A 21,428-nucleotide genomic window follows, 5' to 3' on the forward strand; every position below is an offset into this window, starting at 1 on the left:
GATCATGAATCCGGATTCCCTCGCCTCCGCCCTGTTCGACGTCGTCTCCGCCATCGCGGCCGAGCGACGAGAGGGCGAAGACCTCGGAATCACCGCCGCGGATGTGACGCTGGAGCGTCCGAAGAACCGCGACCACGGTGACTGGGCGACGAACATCGCGATGAAGCTCGCGAAGAAGCTCGGTATGAACCCGCGCGAGCTCGCGCAGCAGATCGCCGATGCGGCGTCCGACATCGACGGCATCGCCTCGGTCGAGATCGCCGGACCCGGCTTCATCAACATCCGCCTGGATGCCGCCACCGCCGGTGAGCTCGCGAAGCTCATCGTCGAGACCGGCACCGCGTACGGCACGAACGACTCGCAGGCCGGGCGCTCGGTCAACATCGAGTTCGTCTCCGCGAACCCGACCGGACCGATGCACATCGGCCACACGCGCTGGGCCGCGCTCGGCGACTCGATCGTGCGCCTGCTGCAGGCGTCCGGTGCGAACGCGGTGCGGGAGTACTACATCAACGACGCCGGCGCGCAGATGGACCGCTTCGCGCAGTCCGTGCTCGCGGCGGTGAAGGGTGAGCCGACGCCCGAGGGCGGCTACCCGGGCGAGTACGTCCAGGTGCTCGGTCGCCGCGTGCTCGAGGCCCGCCCGGACCTGCTCGAACTGTCCGACGAGGACCAGCTCAGCACGACGATGGACCTCGCGTACGGGTTCCAGCTCGGCGAGATCCAGGAGAACCTGGCGCAGTTCAACGTGCCGTTCGACGTGTGGTTCTCGGAGCGGACGCTGCACGCGGCCGGGCCGAACGGCGAGCCGAGTCTCATCGAGCAGGCCATCGGCCGCCTGCGTGAGCAGGGCCACGTCTTCGACGAGGACGGCGCAGTCTGGGTCCGGACCACGACGTTCGGCGACGACAAGGACCGCGTCATCCGCCGCTCGAACGGCGAGTACACGTACTTCGCCGCGGACGCCGCGTACTACCTGAACAAGAGCGACCGCGGCTTCGAGAAGAAGATCTACCTCCTCGGCGCCGACCACCACGGCTACGTCCACCGCCTGAAGGCGGTCGCGGGGGCGGGGGGGGAGGACCCGAACTTCAACATCGAGGTCCTCATCGGGCAGCTGGTCTCGGTGAACGGGGCGCGCCTGTCCAAGCGCGCGGGCAACATCATCGAGATGGCCGACCTGATGAACTGGATCGGGACCGACGCCCTGCGGTACTCGCTGGAGCGCTCGCCCGCCGATTCGCCGTTGTCGCTGGACCCGGAGCTGCTCAAGAAGCGCACGAACGACAACCCCGTCTTCTACGTCCAGTACGCGCACGCCCGCACGCACAACGCCGCGCGCAACGCTGAGGACGCCGGTGTCGACCGGTCCGTCTTCGCGCCCGAGACGCTGACGCACGAGACCGAGTCGGCGCTGCTCGGCGCCCTCCAGGAGTTCCCGCGCGTGGTCGCCTTCGCGGCCGAGGTGCGCGAGCCGCACCGCGTCGCGCGCTACCTGGAAGAGGTGGCCGGCCTCTACCACCGCTGGTACGACAATTGCCGCATCGTCCCCCTCGGCGACGCTGCCATCGAGCCCGTGCACCACACCCGCCGTTGGCTGAACGACGCGACCGGCCAGGTCCTGCGCAACGGCCTCGACCTTCTCGGCGTCAGCGCTCCGGAACGGATGTGAGATGACGACGACCGCCACGACCCCTCCCCGCCGTCGCGGCTGGATCGTCGCGGTCGTCGCCCTCATCGTCGTCGTGGCACTGGTCATCGCGGCGGAGTTCATCGCACGCGCGGTGGTGCAGAACGTCACGGCGCAGAAGGTGGCCGAGGCCCTCGACCTCCCGGCCGATCAGAAGGTCGACGTGACCGTGGACGGCATCGTGCTGCCGCAGCTGATCGCCGGCACGTTCACTGAGATGCAGCTCAGCGGCACGGACGTCACCGTCGGCGGCATCACCGGGGACGTCACGGCCGTGGCACGCGGCGTGCGCATGTCCGGCGAGACCGACGACACGACCGCGACGCTGGTCCTCACCGCCGATCAGGTGAAGGAGCTGATCCCCTCCGGCGTCGCCGCGGTAGACTCGCTGAGCTTCGCCGACGGCTCTGCGGAGGCGAGCGCGCTGTTCAGCGTGCTCGGGCTGGAGCTGGGCGTGTCTCTCACCCTCACCCCGAGCGTCGCGGACGGTGACCTGGTCCTCACCCCCGCCGGCATCAGCATCGGATCGCTCGCCCTGACCGCGGAGGACATCACGCAGCGCTTCGGCAGCGCGGGGGAGGCGATGCTGCGACCGTGGACGGTGTGCCTGCGTGACCAGATTCCGGCGGGCATCACTCTGACCGACCTCGCCGTCGAAGGCGACCATCTGCGGGTGCAGGCGGACGTCGCCGGAGCGATGGCCACGGACCCGTCTCTGCAGGAGCCCGGAACCTGCGACTGAGCGCCCGTCGCGCGGCGTCATGGGCGGCGGGGCGCGCTCACCCGGTGCTTTAGACTTGCCTCACCGCGCGCGGCGTTCGTTCGACGGCGGCGCATCTCCTTGCCCCCACGATTGGTAGCACGTTGTCCTCAGCCATGTCCGCTCCGCGCCTCGCGCCGGACTGGCTGAGTGTGCCCACCGATCCCAACGCCCTCGTGGACGGTGTCTGGCCCGCACGTGCCGAGCGTGCGGACTCCGGCTCGCTGCGCCTGAACGGTCTGGACGCCGAGCGCCTGGCGGACACCTTCGGCACCCCGGTTCTCGTGCTGGACGAGGACGAGGTCCGCGATCGCGCTCGTGCCGCCGCGGAGGCGTTCACCGCCGCGGCGGAGCGCCACGGCACCACCGCCCGCGTCTACTACGCGGGCAAGGCGTTCCTGTCCACCGCCGTCGCCCGCTGGGTGACCGAGGAAGGGCTGAACGTCGACGTCTGCAGCCCGGGCGAGCTCGCCGTCGCGCTGCACGCCGGCGTGGAGCCCACCCGTATCGGCTACCACGGCAACAACAAGTCCGCCGCGGCCCTCCGCGAGGCCCTGGATGCCGGCCTCACGAGCATCAACGTCGACAATGCCGACGAGCTGCGCCGCCTCGCCGCGGTCGCGACCGGACCGGTCGATGTGGTCCTGCGCGTCCTCAGCGGCGTGCACGCCGAGACGCACGACTTCCTCGCGACCGCGCACGAGGACCAGAAGTTCGGGCTCTCCTTCGAGGACGCCACCGCGCTTGCCGCGGAGATCGCGGCGTACCCGCTGCTGAACCTCGTCGGGCTGCACTGCCACATCGGGTCGCAGATCTTCGGCGTCGCCGGCTTCCGCGAGTCCGCGGCCCGCGTGCTGGAACTGTCGATCCAGCTCGGTGGCGGGCAGCCGCTGCCTCTGCTGAACCTCGGCGGCGGATTCGGCATCGCCTACACCGCCGCGGATGACGCGACAGAGCTGCCGGAGCTCGCCGACGCGATCGTGGACGCGGTCGCCGAGGTCGCCGCCGAGGCCGGGGTGGCCCTGCCCGCGCTCGCCTTCGAGCCCGGGCGCGCGATCAGCGGCACCGCCGGCGTCACGCTGTACCGCGTCGGCTCCGTCAAGCCGGTGACCGTCGAGGCCACCGAGGAGACCGGGACGCGCACGTACGTCGCCGTCGACGGCGGCATGAGTGACAACGCTCGCCCCGCCCTGTACGGCGCGCAGTACTCCGCGCGCCTGGCCGGACGCTCCTCCGACGCCGCACCGACGCTGGTGCGCGTGGTGGGCATGCACTGCGAGTCCGGCGACATCGTCGTGGACCACGAGTACCTGCCCGGCGACGTGCACGACGGCGATCTGCTGGCGGTTCCGGTCACGGGCGCGTACTGCGCGTCGCTGTCCAGCAACTACAACCACGTTCCGCGCCCGCCGGTCGTCGCCGTCTCGCACGGCACCGCCCGCGTGATCGTGCGGGGCGAGACCATCGCGGACCTGCTCGCACGCGACGCGGGTTCGGACGAAGGAAAGGACGAGCCGGTGCTCACCGGCGAGGGGACTGCATGATCGACTACCGACGTCTGCGCATCGCACTGCTGGGAGCGGGAGCCGTGGGCTCCCAGGTGGCCCGCCTGCTCATCGAGCAGCGCGCCGAGCTTGCCGACCGCGCCGGTGCCGACCTCGAGCTGATCGGCATCGCCGTCCGGAACCTGGACGCGCCGCGCGACGTCGACCTCCCGAAGGAGCTGTACACGACCGACGCGGAGAGCCTGATCCACGGCGCCGACATCGTCGTGGAGCTCATCGGCGGCATCGAGCCCGCCCGCTCGCTGATCCTGGAGTCCATCAACTCCGGCGCCGACATCGTCACCGCCAACAAGGCGCTACTGGCCACGCACGGCTCCGAGATCTACGACGCCGCCGAGCAGGTGGGGGCCTCCGTGTCATATGAGGCCGCCGTCGCCGGTGCGATTCCGATCATCCGTCCGCTGCGCGACTCGCTCGCCGGTGACCGCGTCACCCGGATCACGGGCATCGTCAACGGCACGACGAACTACATCCTGGACCGGATGGACAGCGAGGGCGCCGACTTCGCCGAGGTGCTCGCGGACGCTCAGCGCCTGGGCTACGCGGAGGCGGACCCGACCGCGGACGTGGAGGCGTACGACGCCGCGCAGAAGGCCGCCATCCTCGCGAGCCTGGCGTTCCACACCACCGTTCCGCTGGACAGCGTGCACCGCGAGGGCATCACCTCCATCGACGCCGCGATGATCGAGTCCGCGCGCCACGCCGGTTTCGTGATCAAGCTCGTCGCGGTCACCGAACTGCTGCAGAACGACGGCCACGACGCCATCTCCGTGCGCGTCTACCCGGCCCTCGTCCCGCGGACCCACCCGCTCGCCTCCGTCCACGGCGCCAACAACGCCGTGTTCGTCGAGGCTGAGGCCGCCGGTCCGCTGATGTTCTACGGCGCCGGTGCCGGCGGCGTGCAGACCGCGTCCGCCGTGCTCGGCGACATCGTCTCGGCCGCGCGCCGCCACATCGCCGGCGGCGTCGGCACCGGTGAGTCGACGCGCGCCAACCTGCCGATCCTCGAGATCGGCGCCGTGACCACCCGCTACCAGATCACCCTGGAAGTGACGGACCAACCCGGTGTCCTCGCGACCGTCGCTGGCATCCTCAGCGACGGCGGCGTTTCCGTGGCGACGGTCGAACAGACCGTCGTGGACGGCGCAGGCACAGCACGCCTCGTCATCGGAACGCACACCGCACGTGAAGAAGACCTCAGCAGCACCGCGCAGCGACTTGCCGCGAGCGACGTCGTCACCCGCGTCGCCAGCGTCCTGCGCGTCGAAGGAGAATGACATGGCCCACCTCTGGCGCGGAGTGCTCCGCGAGTACGCAGACCGCCTCGGCGTCACGGACGCCTCCACCGTCGTCACGCTGGGGGAGGGCGGTACGCCGCTGATTCCGGCCCCGGCGCTCTCCCGCCGCACCGGCGCGGACGTGTGGGTGAAGTACGAGGGGATGAACCCGACCGGCTCGTTCAAGGACCGCGGCATGACCGTGGCGCTCTCGCGGGCCGTCGAGCACGGCGCGCAGGCCGTTGTTTGCGCCTCCACCGGCAACACCTCCGCTTCGGCCGCGGCCTACGCCGCCCACGCCGGAATCACCGCCGCGGTGCTGGTCCCGGAGGGCAAGATCGCGATGGGCAAACTCAGCCAGGCCGTCGCGCACGGCGGCAAGCTGATCCAGGTCCGCGGCAACTTCGATGACTGCCTCGAGATCGCCCGCGAGCTGGCGGACAACTACCCGGTGCACCTGGTCAACTCCGTCAACCCGGACCGCATCGAGGGTCAGAAGACCGCTGCCTACGAGGTCGTGGACGTCCTCGGCGACGCACCCGATTTCCACTTCATCCCGGTCGGCAACGCCGGCAACTACACCGCCTACACCCGCGGCTACCGCGAGGAGGTCGAGCGCGGCGTGTCCACGAAGGTCCCGCGCATGTTCGGTTTCCAGGCGGCCGGTTCCGCACCCCTGGTGATCGGTGAGGTCGTGAAGAACCCGGACACGATCGCCACCGCGATCCGGATCGGCAACCCGGCGTCCTGGGACCTCGCTCTCGAGGCTCGCGCGGCGACGGACGGCCTGTTCGGCGCCATCGACGATGACCGCATCCTCGCGGCGCAGAAGATCCTCGCCGCCGAGGTGGGCATCTTCGTCGAGCCGGCCTCCGCGATCTCGGTCGCCGGTCTGCTGGAGAAGGCCGAGGAGGGTGTGGTCGGCAAGGGCGCGAAGGTCGTCCTGACCGTCACCGGCCACGGCCTGAAGGACCCGCAGTGGGCGCTGCGCCAGCCGGACGGCACCGACGTGTCGCCCGCCGTCCTGGACGCCTCCACGAGCGAGGTCGCCTCGTTCCTCTCGCTCTCGCGCGAGTCATGATCGGTCGCACCGTCGCGGTGCGCGTCCCGGCCACGAGCGCCAACCTCGGTCCGGGCTTCGACACGCTCGGCCTGGCACTGAGCGTGTACGACGAGCTCACCGTGACCGAGCTCGCCGCGGGCGAGCTCGTGATCGACATCGACGGTGCCGGCGCGGAGGACGTGCCGCGGGATGCCTCCCATCTCGTGGTGCGCTCGATGGCCTACGCCTATGAGGCCTTCGGGCGGCGCCTGCCGGGTCTGCACATCCGCGCGACGAACGTCATCCCGCACGGTCGCGGGCTCGGTTCGTCCGGTGCGGCCGTCGTGGCGGGCCTCCTCGCCGCGAAGGGCCTGCTCGAGGGCGACATCGCGATGAGCGAGAGCGACCTGCTGCGCCTGGCCACGGAGCTCGAGGGACACCCGGACAACGTCGCCCCGGCGCTGTTCGGCGGTCTGACGATCGCGTGGACGGAACCCGCCGGCCCCATGCACAAGAAGCTGCTCGTGCACCGCGGCGTCTCGCCGCTGGTGTTCGTGCCGGACTTCACGATGTCCACCGAGCTCGCCCGCAGCCTGCAGCCGGCCTCGGTGCCGCGCGAGGACGCGGTGTTCAACGTGTCGCGCTCCGCGCTGCTGATCGCCGCGCTCACGCAGAGCCCCGAGCTGCTGCTCGCGGCCACCGAGGACAAGCTGCACCAGGACTACCGCGCCCAGGCGATGCCGGCCACGATCGCGCTCGTCCAGGCGTTGCGCGCGGCGGGTTTCGCCGCCGTCGTCTCGGGCGCCGGACCCAGTGTTCTCGTGCTCGCGGACGGTCCCGGACGCCGCAACACGGCGGCCGAATTGGCGGCCTCCGTGCCCGGCGCGACATGGGAACCGCACCTGCTGGCCGTCGATTTCAAAGGTGGTACAGTGAGGGACATATCGGGGGATTCCGCGCAACCTGCGTGATCTGGCCCCCTTCGCAATTCTGCGAAACCTCTGCACCGAAACGCCGGGCGCATGCCCGCGCATCAGGTCCGTGCTCGTATCGACGACCTGGACCGCAGAGCTGTTGTGACATCCCGATTCATTCAAGGAGCACTCGTGGAGTCCATCTCCGACGTCGAGAACACCCCTGCGGCTGCGGCCGCTCCCGCGGCGGAAGCCGCACCCGCCCGGAAGCGCGCGCCCCGTCGTGCGACCACCGCTTCGGCTGCGGCCGGCACTGACGCCGCGCCCGCCGACAAGCCGGCGGAGGCCGCCGCGGACGCTGATGCGCCCAAGGCCCCGCGCAAGCGCGCCCCGCGCCGCACGGCGGCCGCCGCCGACGCGGGCTGAGGCGGCAGCGCCGGCCGAGGCGCCGGCTGACAAGCCCGCGGACGCCGCCGACGCGCCGGCTGAGAAGAAGCCGGCCCGCGCCTCGCGCGCCCGCAAGCCGAAGGCCGAGGCCGCCGCCGACGCACCCGCGGCGGACGCGAAGAGCGACGCCCCGGCCAAGAGCGAGGACGCGCCGGCTGCGGCCGAGTCCGCGGACAAGGCCGAGAACGCGGACAAGCCCGCCTCCGGTCGTGGCCGTGGCAAGCGCGGTGAGAAGCCCGCGGCCGACGCCGAGTCCGGCGACAAGCCCGCCGAGAACGCCGACGCGAAGGCGAACGGCAACGGCCGTTCCGGCGACCAGCCCGCCGAGTCCGGCGAGGGCGAGGACGGCGGCTCCGGTCGCAGCCGCTCGCGCAACCGGTCGCGCAACCGCAACCGCAACGCCAATGAGGGCGGTTCCGGCCAGCAGCAGGGCGGCAACCAGCAGCAGAACTCCGGCAACCAGCAGAATCGCAACAACAACAACAACGACGACGACGAGTCCGGCAACGGCCGCGGTCGCCAGCGCAACAAGCGCCGCGGCAACGGTCAGCAGGACGAGTTCGAGCCGGAGATCGGTGAGGACGACGTCCTGATCCCGATCGCGGGCATCCTGGACGTGCTGGACAACTACGCCTTCGTCCGCACCAGCGGCTACCTCGCCGGCACGAGCGACGTCTACGTCTCGCTCGGCCAGGTGAAGAAGTACAACCTGCGCAAGGGCGACGCCGTCGTCGGTGCGATCAAGCAGCCGCGCGAGGGTGAGCAGAACACGCGCCAGAAGTACAACGCGCTGGTGAAGGTCGACTCGGTGAACGGCCTGTCCGTCGAGGACGCCGCGAACCGCGTCGAGTTCGGCAAGCTCACCCCGCTCTACCCGCAGGATCGCCTGCGCATGGAGACGGCGCCGGAGAAGCTCACGCAGCGCATCATCGACCTCGTCGCCCCGATCGGCAAGGGCCAGCGCGGCCTCATCGTCGCGCCGCCGAAGGCCGGCAAGACGATCGTCCTGCAGCAGATCGCCAACGCCATCGCGCAGAACAACCCCGAGGTCCACCTCATGGTCGTGCTCGTCGACGAGCGGCCGGAAGAGGTCACCGACATGCAGCGCACGGTGAAGGGTGAGGTCATCGCCTCGACCTTCGACCGTCCCGCCGAGGACCACACCACGGTCGCCGAGCTCGCCATCGAGCGGGCCAAGCGCCTCGTGGAGCTCGGCCGCGACGTGGTCGTGCTGCTGGACTCGATCACGCGCCTGTCCCGCGCGTACAACATCTCCGCGCCGACCTCCGGTCGCGTGCTCACCGGTGGCGTGGACGCGTCCGCGCTGTACCCGCCCAAGCGCTTCTTCGGTGCCGCGCGCAACATCGAGAACGGCGGCTCGCTGACCATCCTCGCCACCGCGCTGGTGGAGACCGGGTCCAAGATGGACGAGGTCATCTTCGAGGAGTTCAAGGGCACCGGCAACTCGGAGCTGCGCCTGAGCCGTCAGCTGGCCGACAAGCGCATCTTCCCGGCGGTGGACGTGAACGCGTCCTCCACCCGTCGCGAGGAGATGCTGCTGAGCCCGGACGAGGTCAAGATCACCTGGAAGCTGCGTCGCGCCCTCGCGGGCCTGGACACCCAGCAGGCCCTGGAGGTCGTGCTCGGCAAGCTCAAGGAGACCTCCTCCAACGTGGAGTTCCTCGTGCAGATGCAGAAGTCGATTCCGGCCCCGCAGGGCGGATCGGCGCACGCGCACGAGAACAACATCCGCTGAGTCGATGTTCGAGTCGGTCCAGGCGCTCCTGGCGGAGCACAAGGACGTCGAGCGCGAGCTGAGTGACCCGGAGGTGCACGCCGACGCGGCGCGCGCCAAGCGGGTGAACCGGCGCTACGCCGAGCTCAGCCGCATCGTCAAGGCTCATGAGGACTGGACGGCGGCGGGGGAGGACCTCGCTGCCGCCCGGGACCTCGCCCGCGAGGACGAGGCCTTCGCCGCGGAGATCCCGGGACTGGAGGAGACCCTCGCGAACGCGCAGGAGAAGCTCCGGCGCCTGCTGATCCCGCGCGATCCGGACGACGCTCGCGATGTGATCATGGAGATCAAGGCCGGCGAGGGTGGCGCGGAGAGCGCGCTGTTCGCCGCCGACCTGCTCCGGATGTACTCCCAGTACGCCGCGCACCAGGGCTGGAAGACCGAGCTGTTGGAGCGCAACGAGAGTGACCTCGGCGGCTACAAGGACGTCCAGGTCGCGATCAAGGGGTCCTCGTCCGACCCCGCGCAGGGCGTCTGGGCGCACCTGAAGTACGAGGGTGGCGTGCACCGCGTGCAGCGGGTTCCGGCGACCGAGTCGCAGGGACGCATCCACACCTCGACCACCGGCGTGCTCGTCTTTCCCGAGGTGGACGAGCCCGAGGAGATCCAGATCGATCAGAACGATCTGAAGATCGACGTCTACCGGAGCTCCGGTCCCGGCGGGCAGTCGGTGAACACGACGGATTCCGCCGTCCGGATCACGCACGTGCCGACCGGCATCGTGGTGTCCATGCAGAACGAGAAGAGCCAGCTGCAGAACCGTGAGGCCGGCATGCGCGTGCTGCGCGCTCGGCTGCTCGCGCGCCAGCAGGAGGAACTCGCCGCGGCGGCCTCCGACGCCCGCCGGTCGCAGATCCGTGGCATGGATCGTTCGGAGCGCATCCGCACCTACAACTTCCCGGAGAACCGCATCGCGGATCACCGCACCGGGTACAAGTCCTACAACCTGGATCAGGTCATGGACGGCGCGCTCGAGCCGGTCATCGCCTCGTGCATCGCCGCGGACGAGGAGGAACGTCTGGCCGCGATCGGTGACCAGCACTGAGATGACCGGGCGGCAGAACACCTACCCCGGCGTGATCGGCGCGGCCGTGACGCTCGTCGGCGTCATCGTGGTGGCGCTGCTGGCCGTGCTCTTCTCCGGTGCGACGCTCGCGTCGTTGATCGGACTGTCCGGCACACCCGCCCTGATCGCGGTGCTCGTCGTCTGCGCGGTCCTCATCGCGCTGGTGCCCGCCGGGACCTCGTTCCTCGTGGGGCGGATGTGGCACTGCGCCGCATGCGGGGCGCCGCTGCCCACGCGCTGGCGTCAGGGCATGCGCCTGCCCGAGGACGTGAAGGTCTGCGCCGCCTGCGCCCACCCCATCTGAGTCGCTCCCACTCTCCGCACTTCCCACGCGCTGGAAATGTCGCGCGTGAGAGCGACCCACGGTCGCTCCCAACGTTGACACTTCCGTCGCGATGGAAGTGTCGAGAGTGAGAGCGACGCCGGTCACCGGGTGCGTGTGAGACGGGGGATGCGGCGGCGGCGTGGTGTCGCCACCAGCGGAATCGGCGCGGTGATGGCCTGGAGTTCGGCGGCGGGGATCTGCGCGCTCGGGCTCGTCCGGCGTGCGCCGCTGACGGTGATGCCGACGGACGCGGTGACCACCAGGGCGATCGTGACCCACTGCGCCGGGGCGACGATCTGGCCGAGGAGGACGAACCCGGCAACCGCAGCGGCAACCGGTTCGAGCGAGAGCAGCACTCCGAACACGTCCCGCGGCATGCGGCGCAGCGCCGCGAACTCGAGCGAGTACGGGACCACGGAGCCGAGCACCGCGGTCACGAGCGCGAGCAGCAGCAACCGCGGATCGGCGAGGACGGGTCCGACCCCGGCGGCTCCGAACGGCGCGACCAGGACCGCGGCCACCAGCACGCCGACGGCGAGGGCGCCGTTACCGGGCACGACGCGTCCGGCGTGCGATCCGGCCAGGATGTACGCGGCCCAGAACGCCGCCGACACGAGCGTGAATCCGATGCCGACCGGATCCAGCGGCGCGCCGCTGAGGACGCTGTTCACACCGAGCACCGCCATGCCGGCGAACGCGAGGGCGATCCAGATCAGGTCTCGTGCCCGCCGGGACAGCACCGCGGCCAGTCCCAGTGGACCGAGGAACTCGATCGCGACCGCGGTGCTCAACGGCAGGCGGTCCAGCGACGCGTAGAAGGTCCCGTTCATCCCCGCCATCGCCGCGCCGAACAGCACGGCGGCGAGCCAGGCACGGCGGTCCCACCGGGACAGCTTCGGGCGCGTGATCAGCATCAGCAGGACGCCGGCGATCGCCAGACGCAGGGTACTCACGCCCCACGGCCCGGCGATGGGGAACAGGGTGATCGCCACGGCGGCACCGCCCTGCAGGGCGAGGCAGGAACCGAGCACCAGGAGAACCGAGGCGGGGGAGAAGCGGCGGGTCACGAGTCCATTGTGAGGAGCGCTCATCATGCAGTCCAGCGAGCCTTTCTTTCGTATATTCATCAGAACAGCTTCATGATCGGAGGCGCTGTGCTCACCGTTCCCCGTCTGCGCATGCTGTACGAGCTCAACCGGCTCGGCACCATCGCGCGCGTCGCGCAGTCGCTGGCCTATTCGCCGTCCGCCGTGTCGCAGCAGCTCGCCGCGCTGGAGCAGGAGACGGGTGTCGTGCTCCTTGAGCGGGTCGGCCGCGGCGTGAAGCTCACCGAAGCGGCGCGGACCCTGGTCGGTCACACCGCCGTCATCCTGGAGACACTGGAGCGGGCCGAAGGAGACCTCGCTCGCGCATCCGGCGCACTGACCGGAGAGCTTCACGTCGCGTCGTTCCAGACCGTGGTGGTCGCCCTCGCACCCGCGGCCCTCGGGCATCTCGCGGCCGAGCATCCGGACCTCCGCGTGCGGATCTCGCAGTGTGATGTGGGCGTGGGGTATGCGGACCTCCTCCGCCACGACGTCGATCTGATGGTCGATGAGGAGTATCCGGACGCCGCGGCGGCGCCGCGTCCGGGGGTGGACTCGCGGATCCTGTTGCATGACCCGGTCTACCTGGCTCTGCCGGCGTCGGGTCCGTTCCGCGACGCGCGGACTCTGGCGGATCTCGCCGAAGCCCCCTGGGCGCTCGACCTCGCCGGCAGCGTCATGGGCGAGTGGTCGCGGCGCGTGTGTCGATCGGCCGGCTTCGAGCCGCGTATCGCGTTCGACACCCCGGATCCGCTCCTGCCGGCTCATCTGGCCCGCGCGGGTCTCGCGGCGGCGTTCGTGCCCGGGCTCGTGGCCGGCGGCCAGACCGAGGGGTATGTGCTCCGGCGTCTCAGCGGAAATCCGAAGCGCGTGCTCTCCACCGCGGTGCGTGCCGGCGGTGCCGCGCATCCCGCGGTTCAGGCGTTTCGCGATGCCCTGGCATTCGCCGCGCGCGCCGTGGCGCCCGATGACGACACCATCGCCTCCATCCCGCGTCGTTGATCGCGTTGCGCGGAATCCGCACTGCCGCGTGGACGGATGTGCCGAAGGCGAGAGCGACGGCAGTTCGCTCTCACTCTCGGCAGACCGGTGGCGCGCGGGTCAGGCGCCGGGGCGGAACCGGACCATCGTGCGCTGCGGGTCCTCCGGAGTCGCGAAGCCGTACTGCGCGTACAGGCCGTGCGCGTCCGCGGTCATCAGCAGGGAACGGCGGACGCCGAGTGCGTCCAGGTCCGTGATCACGGCGTCCACCAGGAGCTTGCCGATGCCGGCGCCGCGGGCTTCGTCGGCGACGTAGACATCGCACAGCCACGCGAAGCTCACGCCGTCCGTGACGACGCGAGCGAAGCCGACCTGTGACCCGTCCGCCGCGTACGCGCCGAAGCACCGGGACGCGTCGATCGCACGGTCCTGGGCGTCCCGTGTGCGTCCGCGCGCCCAGTACGAGCGGTTGCTGATCCAATCGTGCACGCGGGCGCGGTCCAGACGATCCTTGTCGGTGCTGATCTCGAAGGCGCTCATGCGTCCATCCTGCCCTTTCAAGCGGTCCACGCCGCCGGATGAGGGAGAATGCCGCGTGCCGATTCCAGCGTCGCGGCGAGGGCGAGGATCGTGGCTTCCCCGCCGGGACGGCCGACCAGCTGCACACTCCACGGACGCCCGGTGCCGTCCGGGAGCACCGGAACCGTGATCGCCGGGAGACCGGCGACGTTGACCCAGCTGGTGTGCGGCGCGTACTCCACCTGCTGATCGAACGTGCGCTCCGGATCATCGGTGGCGTGCCAGCCGAGGGGACGCGGGGACATCGCCAGGGCGGGCGTGAGCACCGCGTCATAGTCCGCGAACGCCGCGATCGTGGCGCGCTCGAAGGCGCGCGCCCGTGCGAACGTCGACACCAGCGTCCGTGCGGGCAGAGCCCGGCCCTCGCGGGCGAGCCAGGCCGTCAGTGGTTCCACGATCGACAGGGCGCCCTCATCGAGCGGGAGCATGGCAGCGCTCGCCCGCCACAGGGTGCGGAACAGCGTCGGATAGCCCTGCGGCCGCCAGGGTGCGTCGGTCACGCCCGCGGTGGCACCGTCCAGGACCGTTCTCGCCCAGGACACGGCCGCGGCGGCCGCCGGGTCGAGCTCGATCGCGACGTCACCGTCCCACGGTGTGACCAGCGTCGTGCCGATGCGCAGGTCGGCGATCGGCGAGTTCACGGCGTGAATGAATGGTCCGGACCCCGGTGCCGTCACCGCGCGGTGCGACGGCGCGAGCCCCACCAGGACATCGAGCAAGAATGCCGCGTCCGCGACGGACCGGGTGATCGGACCGTTCACGGAGAGGCCGTCGTACGTGTCCAGACCGGCGCCGATCGGCAGTCGACCGCGCGACGGCTTCAGCCCGACGACACCGCACGTCGCGGCGGGGATGCGGACCGACCCCCCGCCGTCGGACGCCGGGGCCCAGGGGAGGAGCCCGGCCGCGACCGCGACCGCCGCGCCACCACTCGAGCCGCCGGCGCCCGTGGTGGTGTCCCAGGGATTGCGCGCGGACGGACCGATCCGCGGCTCGGTGAAACCGGTGAGACCGAACTCCGGCGTGGTGGTCTTGCCGAGGCTGATGCCCCCGGTGCGGTCCAGCGCGGCGGCGAGTGGATCAGATGATTCCGGCACATGGTCCGCGAACGCGCGCGAGCCGTAGCGGGTGGGCACACCGGCGCGGGCCACGAGGTCCTTGTCACCGAACGGCACGCCGGTCAGCGGGCCGTTCGGCAGTGTCGTCGCGGCGCGGGCTCGAGCGGCGTCCGCCGTGACTTCCACGAATGCGCCGAGCCCGCCGTTCAGGCGGTCGATGCGATCGAGGTAGTGCGCCGTGATCTCGGTCGCGGACAGCTCACCGGTGCGGACGGCGGCGGCCATGTCGACGGTGCTGAGGTCGTGGATCCGGGTCACGTCTTGAGCCTAGGGTGCCTGTGCGCACCCGCGACATCGTGAGAGGGTGAGGGCATGAACGGCAGATGCGACAAGTGCAACGGCCGCCTGCGCAACGGCGGTCATCGGACCGCGACCCGCACGCTGTGCGACAAGTGCAACGCCCAGTTCCTGGGCCGTGCGGCGGGGATGGCGGCCGGCGGTGGAGTCGGTGGAGCGATCGCCACGTCCGGGTGGTTGAGCCGTATCCGCAAGGCGCGGGGCAAGGACGGCTCTGCCGAGTCCTGAGGCTCATGGGTCGGGGCCTCCCCGGGTTGTGCAGGAAGTCCCGGGTTGCGCAGGAACGCCGGGAGGTCATTCCGTCGATTCCCGCGGTGGGCCTTCCTGCCGACGTCCTCGGATGCTGCCGAACCGAATGGATCCTGCAGAACCGGATGGCTCCGGACCCGGCGGGCGGGGCTCAGATCATGTACTCGGGCGCCATGAGCAGCGCACGGGTGTCCTCACCGGCGCGGCGGGAGCGGGACTTCGCCGGAACACCGACGAGGACCGAGTCCTCCGGAGCGTCCTTCGTGACGACGGCGTTCGCCCCGATCGCCGAGCGAGCACCGATCGTGATCGGACCCAGGACCTTGGCCCCCGCACCCACCGCGACACCGTCGCCGAGCGTGGGGTGACGTTTGCCGGAGTCGTGCGTCCGGCCCCCGAGAGTGACACCGTGGTAGAGCATCACGTCATCGCCGACCTCGGCCGTCTCGCCGATGACGACCCCGGAGCCGTGGTCGATGAAGAACCGGCGTCCGATCGTCGCGCCCGGGTGGATCTCGATGCCGGTCAGGAAGCGGACGAACTGGGAACCGGCCCGCGCGAGGAAGCGGAAACCGCGCTGCCACAGCCAGTGGAACACCCGATGCGCCCAGATGGCGTGCAACCCCGGGTACAGCAGAGCGATCTCGAGCGAGCTTCGGGCGGCCGGGTCGCGCAGCCGCGCCGCGCGCAGGTCCTCCCGCACGCGCCCCCACACCGTCACGTCGCTCACGCACCCATCCTTCCACGCCGCGAAACACCCAGGCATGTCCGAGACGCCCCGCGTTGCGGGGAGTTCCGGACGTGCCTGGGTGTCTCGAGGGAGGGAGTCAGTCCTCGCGGAGGTCCTCGAACAGGGCCGTCGTCAGGTAGCGCTCACCGGTGTCCGGGATGATCGCGACGATGCGCTTGCCGGCGGCCTCCGGGCGCTTGGCGATCTCGAGCGCCGCCCAGACGGCGGACCCGGCCGAGATGCCGGCGAGGATGCCCTCCTGCGCGGCCAGGGCCCGGGAGGTGGTCAGCGAGTCCGGGAACTCGACGTCGATGACCTCGTCGATGATGTCGCGGTTCAGGATGGCCGGGACGAAGTTCGGGCCGATGCCCTGGATCTTGTGCGGACCGGGGGTGCCTTCGCTCAGCAGCGGGGAGTCCTTCGGCTCGACGGCCACGACCGTGACGCCGGGGACCTTGGCCTTGAGGACCTCGCCGACACCGGTGATGGTGCCGCCGGTACCGATGCCCGCGACGAAGTAGTCGACCTGGCCGTCGGTGTCGCGGAGGATCTCCTCGGCGGTGGTGCGGCGGTGGATCTCCGGGTTCGCGGCATTCTCGAACTGGCGGGCCAGGATCGCGCCCTCGGTCTCGGACACGACGCGCTCGGCTTCCTCGACCGCACCCTTCATCCCCTTGGCCGGGTCGGTCAGGACGAGCTCGGCACCGAAGGCCTTCAGCAGCAGTCGACGCTCGACGGACATCGAGGACGGCATCGTGAGGATGACCTTGTAGCCGCGAGCCGCGCCGACCAGCGCGAGCGCGATGCCGGTGTTACCGCTGGTCGCCTCGACGATCGTGCCGCCGGCGGGCAGTTCGCCGGAGGCCTCCGCGGCGTCGACCAGGGCGATGCCGAGGCGATCCTTCACCGAGGAACCGGGGTTGAAGTACTCGAGCTTGACCAGGACCTCGGCGTCGGTGTCCGCGGTCAGCTTGTTCAGACGCACCAGCGGCGTGTTGCCGAAGGCGGACGTGATGTCGGCGTGGATGCCGGGCATGGTGGCCTCTTTCGTTCCGGGCGGGTCCCTCCCGCATGTGGCCCAAAGGATACGGCGCGTCTGTTCCGGGCGGCTGAATTGTGACGCCCCGCGACGGAGCGAACCCGCGCGACGAATAGGCTGGAGGGATGAGCTCCTCCCTGCGCGCCGTCCTGGAATCCGCGGCGGAGACGCTTGCCGGGGCCGGCGTCCCGGACCCCGTCGTGGACGCGGAACTGCTCGCCGGTCACGTGCTCGACCGCACGCGCGGGCAGGTGCAGGCTGCGGTGATCACCGATCTCGCCCTGGACGACCGGCAGAGCGCCCGCCTGGCGGAACTCGTCGCGCGCCGTGCGGCACGCGAACCGCTCCAGCACCTCACCGGCCGCGCGCCGTTCCGCCACCTCGAGCTCGCCGTCGGACCGGGGGTGTTCGTCCCGCGACCGGAGACCGAGATCGTCGCGCAGTTCGCCATCGACGCCCTCGCCGCGACGCCGGATCCGGAACCGATCGCCGTCGACCTCGGCACCGGATCCGGAGCGATCGCGCTCGCGATGGCCACCGAGGTCCCGTACGCGCGGGTGTACGCCGTGGAGCGGTCCGAGGCGGCGCACGCCTGGGCCGCGCGCAACATCGCCGAGACCGGAGTGACGAATCTCGAACTCCGGCACGGGGACCTCGCCGACGCCCTGGACGATCTCGCCGGCACGGTCGCCGTCGTGGCCTCCAACCCGCCGTACGTCCCGGACGACGCGATCCCGCGCGATCCGGAGGTCCGCCTGCACGATCCGGCCGAAGCGCTGTACTCCGGCGCCGACGGACTCGACGCCGTGCGCGTGATCAGCCGTGTGGGGCTGCGGCTGGCGCGACCCGGCGCGACGCTCGTGCTCGAACACGGGGAGTGGCAGGGGGAGGCGATCCGCGAGATCCTGACCGCCGACGGGTGGCTCGCCGCCGCGACGCACCCCGACCTCACCCACCGCGACCGCGCGACGACCGCGATCCGTCCCTGACGGGGCCGATTCTCCGGGTTCGCACGGCCCGGAGCCCTAGACTGGAGCGGCTATGTCACCCGTGTTCGACTGCTCCGATCAGTCCCAGCTGCTGCCCGGCATGCGCCAGGCCCGACAGGCGATCGCCCGGGGCGAGCTGATCGTGCTGCCCACGGACACCGTCTACGGCGTCGGGGCGGACGCCTTCAGTCCCGCCGCCGTGCAGCGACTGCTCGACGCCAAGGGCCGCGGACGCAATCAGCCGCCGCCCGTACTGGTCGGCTCCGTCGCGGCGATGACCGCTCTGGTCAGCGATGTTCCGGCGGAGGTGAACGCGCTCGTCGAGGCGTTCTGGCCGGGTGGGCTCACGATCGTCCTGCCCGCGCAGCCTGCACTGCGCTGGGATCTGGGTGAGACGCGCGGCACCGTGGCTGTCCGCATGCCGGACGACGCGATCGCACGCGAACTTCTCGTGGAGACCGGTCCGCTGGCCGTCTCCAGCGCCAACCTCACCACGCATCCGGCGGCCGTCGCCGTCGGTGAGGCCATCGACATGCTCGGCGACTCGATCGCGGTCTATCTCGACGGCGGCCCGAGCGTCGGCGGGGTGAGTTCCACGATCGTGGACGCCACCGCCCTCGCTTCCGGAGCCGAGACGGGGGAGGACGGGCGGATCGTCCGGGTGCTCCGCGAGGGCGCCGTCTCCCGTGCCCGCCTGCGTGAGGTCCTCGGCGACCTCCTGGAGGCGGACCCGGTGGAGAGCGACGACGCGTGAGGCAGTACCTCTTCACGATCCTGCTGACGGGAGCGCTGGCCCTGGTGCTGTCGTGGGGGGTGTGGCAGCTGAGCATGCGCTACAAGCTGTACCCCGGGATCCGTGAGCGGGACGTTCATCAGACTCCGACGCCGCGCCTGGGCGGCATCGCGATCTACCTCGCGATCGTGCTGGCGGCCCTCGCGACCGCCGCGAACCCGTACTTCGCCATCCTCTGGGCGGACCCGGCACCGATCCTGTCCGTCCTGGTCGCCGCCACCCTGATCGTCGCGGTCGGCGCGGCCGACGACGTCTGGGATCTGGACTGGTTCCTCAAGCTCGGCGTGCAGTTCATCGCGGCCGGAATCATCACGATCGGCGGCGGACTGCAGATCCTGTCCGTCCCGTTCGGCGGCGTCTGGATCGGCTCCAGTTGGCTCAGCATCGTGGTGACGATGATCATCATCGTCACGGTGATGAACGCCGTGAACTTCATCGACGGTCTGGACGGACTGGTCGCGGGCACGGGACTGATCGCCGGCGGCGTCTTCTTCGCCTACACCTACCTGCTCGTGCGCGACACCGGATCCACGGGCAATTTCAGCCTGGCCTCGCTGCTGACCGCACTGGTGATCGGCGGCTGCGCGGGGTTCCTGCCGCTGAACTGGCGCCCCGCGAAGCTGTTCATGGGGGACTCCGGTGCGTTGCTGCTCGGTCTGCTGCTCGGCACCGGAACCGTCGCCATCACCGGGCAGATCACGCCGGAGATGCTGGACCCCGAGGTCTTCGGTCGCTCGCAGCTGGTCGGCGCCTTCCTGCCGGTCATCCTGCTGCCGGTGATCGTCGTGGTGCTGCCGCTGACGGACTTCCTGCTCGCCGTCGTCCGCCGGATGGGCGCCGGTCGCAGTCCCTTCTCTCCGGACCGCAAGCACCTGCACCATCGCATGCTCGATCTGGGTCACTCCGACCGCGACGCCGTCATCGTGTTCTACGCGTGGACGGCCGTGATCAGTCTGTCCGTCCTGCTCATGTACATCGCGGTGCGAGAGGATTGGCCCGGCAGCTACTGGCTGGGCATCGCGTTCGGCGCCGTCGGCGTCGTGGCGTGCCTGATCGTCACCGTCATCCCGTCCACCGCCGCGCGACGTGCGCGGCGCTCTCGAGCCCTGGAGGCCCGCCCATGACCCCCGCTCCCGTCGCCAGCAATCCCGTCCTGCGTCGCGTGCTCACCGTGGGTGCGCTGGTCACGGCCGCGCTCGCCGTCGTCGGTGCCGTCGTCGGTTTCCTGGTGGCCGGCCCGTCCGGACTCGTCAGCGCTCTGATCGGCGTGGTCCTGGCCTTCCTCTTCCTCGGCATCACCGGGGCGAGCATCCTCATCGCGAACCGGTGGAACGGCGACCCGCTCTACCCGACACTGTTCTTCGCGATCGTGCTGGGCGGCTGGCTGGTCAAGTTCGTGATCTTCATCGTGGCGCTGATGCTGCTGCGCGGTCAGCCGTGGATGGCGCCGATGGTCTTCTTCGTCGCACTCGTGGTGGGCGTGCTGGCCACGCTCGTGGTCGACGTCATCGTCATGACCAAGATGCGCATCCCGTACGTCTCGGACATCGACCTGCCCGGCGAGGAGTCGCTGGAGCAGGACGACGCCGCGGATCACGTCGCGGGGGAGCAGGAGAGTGTGCACCATGTCACGCCCGAGGAATCGGCCGACACGCCGAACGAGGGGCCCACTCAGCGTCCAGCGGATTATTGACCAGCACGAATCCTTGATAGGCTGACCCCGTTCCCCTGGCTCGCGAGTGCGCCGAAGTGCGCGCCGCAAGCCGCGGATGACGCCGTCTCACCCATCGTCGTATCGGATCTCCCCGGTGCCCCGAAGTTGGAGCCGCACTTTTGATGCATGCCGCGAGTCTGATCGCCGCCCCGTTCGCCAACGATGGTGGATTCCACCCGCCGTCGCTGGATGACTTCTTCCCCGAAGGCCTCCTCTTCCAGGGCACGATCTTCGAGATCAACCGCATCCACCTGATCCAGTTCCTGGCGACCATCGTCGTCGTTCTGATCCTGGTGCTGGGGACGCGTCGCATGCGGGTGGTGCCGGGTCGCTTCCAGTCGCTCGTCGAGATGGGCCTGGACTTCGTCCGCGTCAACATCGCGCACGACCTCCTCGGTCGCAAGGACGGCAACCGCTTCCTGCCGATCCTGACCACCATGTTCTTCATGGTGCTGTTCATGAACCTGACCGGTGTCATCCCGTTCCTGAACCTGCCGGGCACGTCGATCATCGCGGTCCCGCTGGTGCTCGCGGTGGTCTCGTACGTGACCTTCATCTACGCCGGCATCAAGAAGAGCCCGAAGAACTTCTTCAAGAACTCGCTCTTCCCGGCCGGCGTCCCGCCGTTCCTCTACATCATCGTGACCCCGCTGGAGTTCCTCTCCACCTTCATCATCCGTCCCGTCACGCTCACGCTGCGACTGCTGATGAACATGCTCGTCGGTCACCTGATGCTGGTGCTGTTCTTCAGCGCGACGCAGTTCTTCCTCTTCACGGCCGGTGGCTGGTTCTCGCTCTTCGGAGTCGGCACCCTCGCAGCCGGTCTGGCCTACACCCTGTTCGAACTCCTGGTGGCCTTCCTCCAGGCGTACGTCTTCACGATCCTCACCGCGGTCTACATCCAGCTCGCGGTCGCGGAAGAGCACTGAGCGGGTCGGCACACGCCGGCTCACCCAACCGAAAGGAAACAAAC

21 protein-coding genes and 1 pseudogene are annotated in these 21,428 nt (G+C 70.3%); 17 read left to right on the plus strand and 5 right to left on the minus strand.

Going from position 1 to position 21,428, the window contains the following annotated elements; translation table 11 throughout:
• The first annotated feature begins 4 nt into the window (after positions 1-4).
• The 10 genes and pseudogenes from argS to BN1193_RS02275 all read left to right on the plus strand — a co-directional run bounded on the left by argS (position 5) and on the right by BN1193_RS02275 (position 10,860).
• Positions 5-1,672, plus strand: coding sequence for an arginine--tRNA ligase (gene argS / locus BN1193_RS02235; protein WP_040163756.1), 1,668 nt, complete (start codon positions 5-7; stop codon positions 1,670-1,672).
• Between the two features lies 1 nt (position 1,673).
• Positions 1,674-2,432, plus strand: a complete 759-nt coding sequence (locus BN1193_RS02240) for an LmeA family phospholipid-binding protein (RefSeq protein WP_052460350.1) — start codon at positions 1,674-1,676, stop codon at positions 2,430-2,432.
• A gap of 134 nt (positions 2,433-2,566) precedes the next feature.
• Entirely contained in the window at positions 2,567-3,994 is a 1,428-nt protein-coding gene (lysA, locus tag BN1193_RS02245; protein ID WP_040163757.1) for a diaminopimelate decarboxylase, read from the plus strand.
• Entirely contained in the window at positions 3,991-5,292 is a 1,302-nt protein-coding gene (locus BN1193_RS02250) for a homoserine dehydrogenase (protein WP_040163759.1), read from the plus strand. Before lysA ends, BN1193_RS02250 begins: the two co-directional genes overlap by 4 nt.
• 1 nt (position 5,293) lies before the next feature.
• Positions 5,294-6,373, plus strand: a complete 1,080-nt coding sequence (thrC, locus tag BN1193_RS02255) for a threonine synthase (RefSeq protein WP_040163761.1) — start codon at positions 5,294-5,296, stop codon at positions 6,371-6,373.
• Entirely contained in the window at positions 6,370-7,305 is a 936-nt protein-coding gene (gene thrB, locus BN1193_RS02260) for a homoserine kinase (RefSeq protein WP_040163763.1), read from the plus strand. Before thrC ends, thrB begins: the two co-directional genes overlap by 4 nt.
• A 135-nt stretch (positions 7,306-7,440) precedes the next feature.
• Positions 7,441-7,674 (plus strand): hypothetical protein, encoded by a 234-nt coding sequence (locus tag BN1193_RS18220; RefSeq protein ID WP_040163765.1) that lies wholly within the window; start codon positions 7,441-7,443, stop codon positions 7,672-7,674.
• 370 nt (positions 7,675-8,044) lie between these two features.
• Positions 8,045-9,451: pseudogene (gene rho / locus BN1193_RS02265) on the plus strand (transcription termination factor Rho); the annotation flags it as partial.
• Between the two features lie 4 nt (positions 9,452-9,455).
• Complete coding sequence (prfA, locus tag BN1193_RS02270) at positions 9,456-10,535, plus strand: peptide chain release factor 1 (RefSeq protein WP_040163767.1); 1,080 nt, start codon at positions 9,456-9,458, stop codon at positions 10,533-10,535.
• Positions 10,522-10,860 (plus strand): hypothetical protein, encoded by a 339-nt coding sequence (locus BN1193_RS02275; protein WP_141396606.1) that lies wholly within the window; start codon positions 10,522-10,524, stop codon positions 10,858-10,860. The genes prfA and BN1193_RS02275 overlap by 14 nt, the downstream gene beginning before the upstream one ends.
• 122 nt (positions 10,861-10,982) lie before the next feature.
• Here BN1193_RS02275 and BN1193_RS02280 read toward each other — a convergent pair whose 3' ends face one another.
• Positions 10,983-11,948 carry an EamA family transporter gene (locus BN1193_RS02280; RefSeq protein WP_230206378.1) on the minus strand — a complete coding sequence of 322 codons (966 nt, stop codon included), beginning with the start codon at positions 11,946-11,948 and terminating at the stop codon, positions 10,983-10,985.
• Between the two features lie 72 nt (positions 11,949-12,020).
• Between BN1193_RS02280 and BN1193_RS02285 the strand changes: the two genes are divergently transcribed.
• Complete coding sequence (locus tag BN1193_RS02285) at positions 12,021-12,968, plus strand: LysR family transcriptional regulator (RefSeq protein ID WP_230206379.1); 948 nt, start codon at positions 12,021-12,023, stop codon at positions 12,966-12,968.
• A 99-nt stretch (positions 12,969-13,067) separates the two neighbouring features.
• Here BN1193_RS02285 and BN1193_RS02290 read toward each other — a convergent pair whose 3' ends face one another.
• Together BN1193_RS02290 and BN1193_RS02295 are read right to left on the minus strand one after the other, a co-directional pair.
• Entirely contained in the window at positions 13,068-13,487 is a 420-nt protein-coding gene (locus tag BN1193_RS02290; protein ID WP_040163769.1) for a GNAT family N-acetyltransferase, read from the minus strand.
• A 17-nt stretch (positions 13,488-13,504) separates the two neighbouring features.
• Entirely contained in the window at positions 13,505-14,902 is a 1,398-nt protein-coding gene (locus tag BN1193_RS02295; RefSeq protein WP_094770226.1) for an amidase, read from the minus strand.
• 54 nt (positions 14,903-14,956) lie between these two features.
• Here BN1193_RS02295 and BN1193_RS02300 point away from each other — a divergent pair, with 54 nt between their 5' ends.
• Complete coding sequence (locus BN1193_RS02300; RefSeq protein ID WP_040163771.1) at positions 14,957-15,169, plus strand: hypothetical protein; 213 nt, start codon at positions 14,957-14,959, stop codon at positions 15,167-15,169.
• A gap of 172 nt (positions 15,170-15,341) precedes the next feature.
• Here BN1193_RS02300 and epsC read toward each other — a convergent pair whose 3' ends face one another.
• Entirely contained in the window at positions 15,342-15,911 is a 570-nt protein-coding gene (gene epsC, locus BN1193_RS02305; RefSeq protein WP_040163944.1) for a serine O-acetyltransferase EpsC, read from the minus strand.
• Positions 15,912-16,017: 106 nt separating this feature from the next.
• A complete protein-coding gene (cysK, locus tag BN1193_RS02310) occupies positions 16,018-16,956 on the minus strand; it encodes a cysteine synthase A (protein WP_040163772.1) in 939 nt (312 codons plus the stop codon).
• A 128-nt stretch (positions 16,957-17,084) separates the two neighbouring features.
• Between cysK and prmC the strand changes: the two genes are divergently transcribed.
• From prmC to atpB, 5 genes are all read left to right on the plus strand, one after another.
• Positions 17,085-17,948 (plus strand): peptide chain release factor N(5)-glutamine methyltransferase, encoded by an 864-nt coding sequence (gene prmC / locus BN1193_RS02315; protein ID WP_040163774.1) that lies wholly within the window; start codon positions 17,085-17,087, stop codon positions 17,946-17,948.
• Between the two features lie 52 nt (positions 17,949-18,000).
• The gene (locus tag BN1193_RS02320) at positions 18,001-18,702 is read left to right on the plus strand and encodes an L-threonylcarbamoyladenylate synthase (protein WP_040163775.1); all 702 of its coding nucleotides are present in this window, start codon (positions 18,001-18,003) and stop codon (positions 18,700-18,702) included.
• Positions 18,699-19,865, plus strand: coding sequence for an MraY family glycosyltransferase (locus tag BN1193_RS02325; protein WP_040163776.1), 1,167 nt, complete (start codon positions 18,699-18,701; stop codon positions 19,863-19,865). Before BN1193_RS02320 ends, BN1193_RS02325 begins: the two co-directional genes overlap by 4 nt.
• Positions 19,862-20,434 carry a hypothetical protein gene (locus tag BN1193_RS02330; RefSeq protein WP_230206380.1) on the plus strand — a complete coding sequence of 191 codons (573 nt, stop codon included), beginning with the start codon at positions 19,862-19,864 and terminating at the stop codon, positions 20,432-20,434. The genes BN1193_RS02325 and BN1193_RS02330 overlap by 4 nt, the downstream gene beginning before the upstream one ends.
• 143 nt (positions 20,435-20,577) lie before the next feature.
• Positions 20,578-21,384 (plus strand): F0F1 ATP synthase subunit A, encoded by an 807-nt coding sequence (gene atpB / locus BN1193_RS02335; RefSeq protein ID WP_040163778.1) that lies wholly within the window; start codon positions 20,578-20,580, stop codon positions 21,382-21,384.
• Positions 21,385-21,428: the final 44 nt, after the last annotated feature.

This window comes from Microbacterium gorillae (genome assembly GCF_000826185.2).
Taxonomy (GTDB): domain Bacteria; phylum Actinomycetota; class Actinomycetes; order Actinomycetales; family Microbacteriaceae; genus Microbacterium; species Microbacterium gorillae.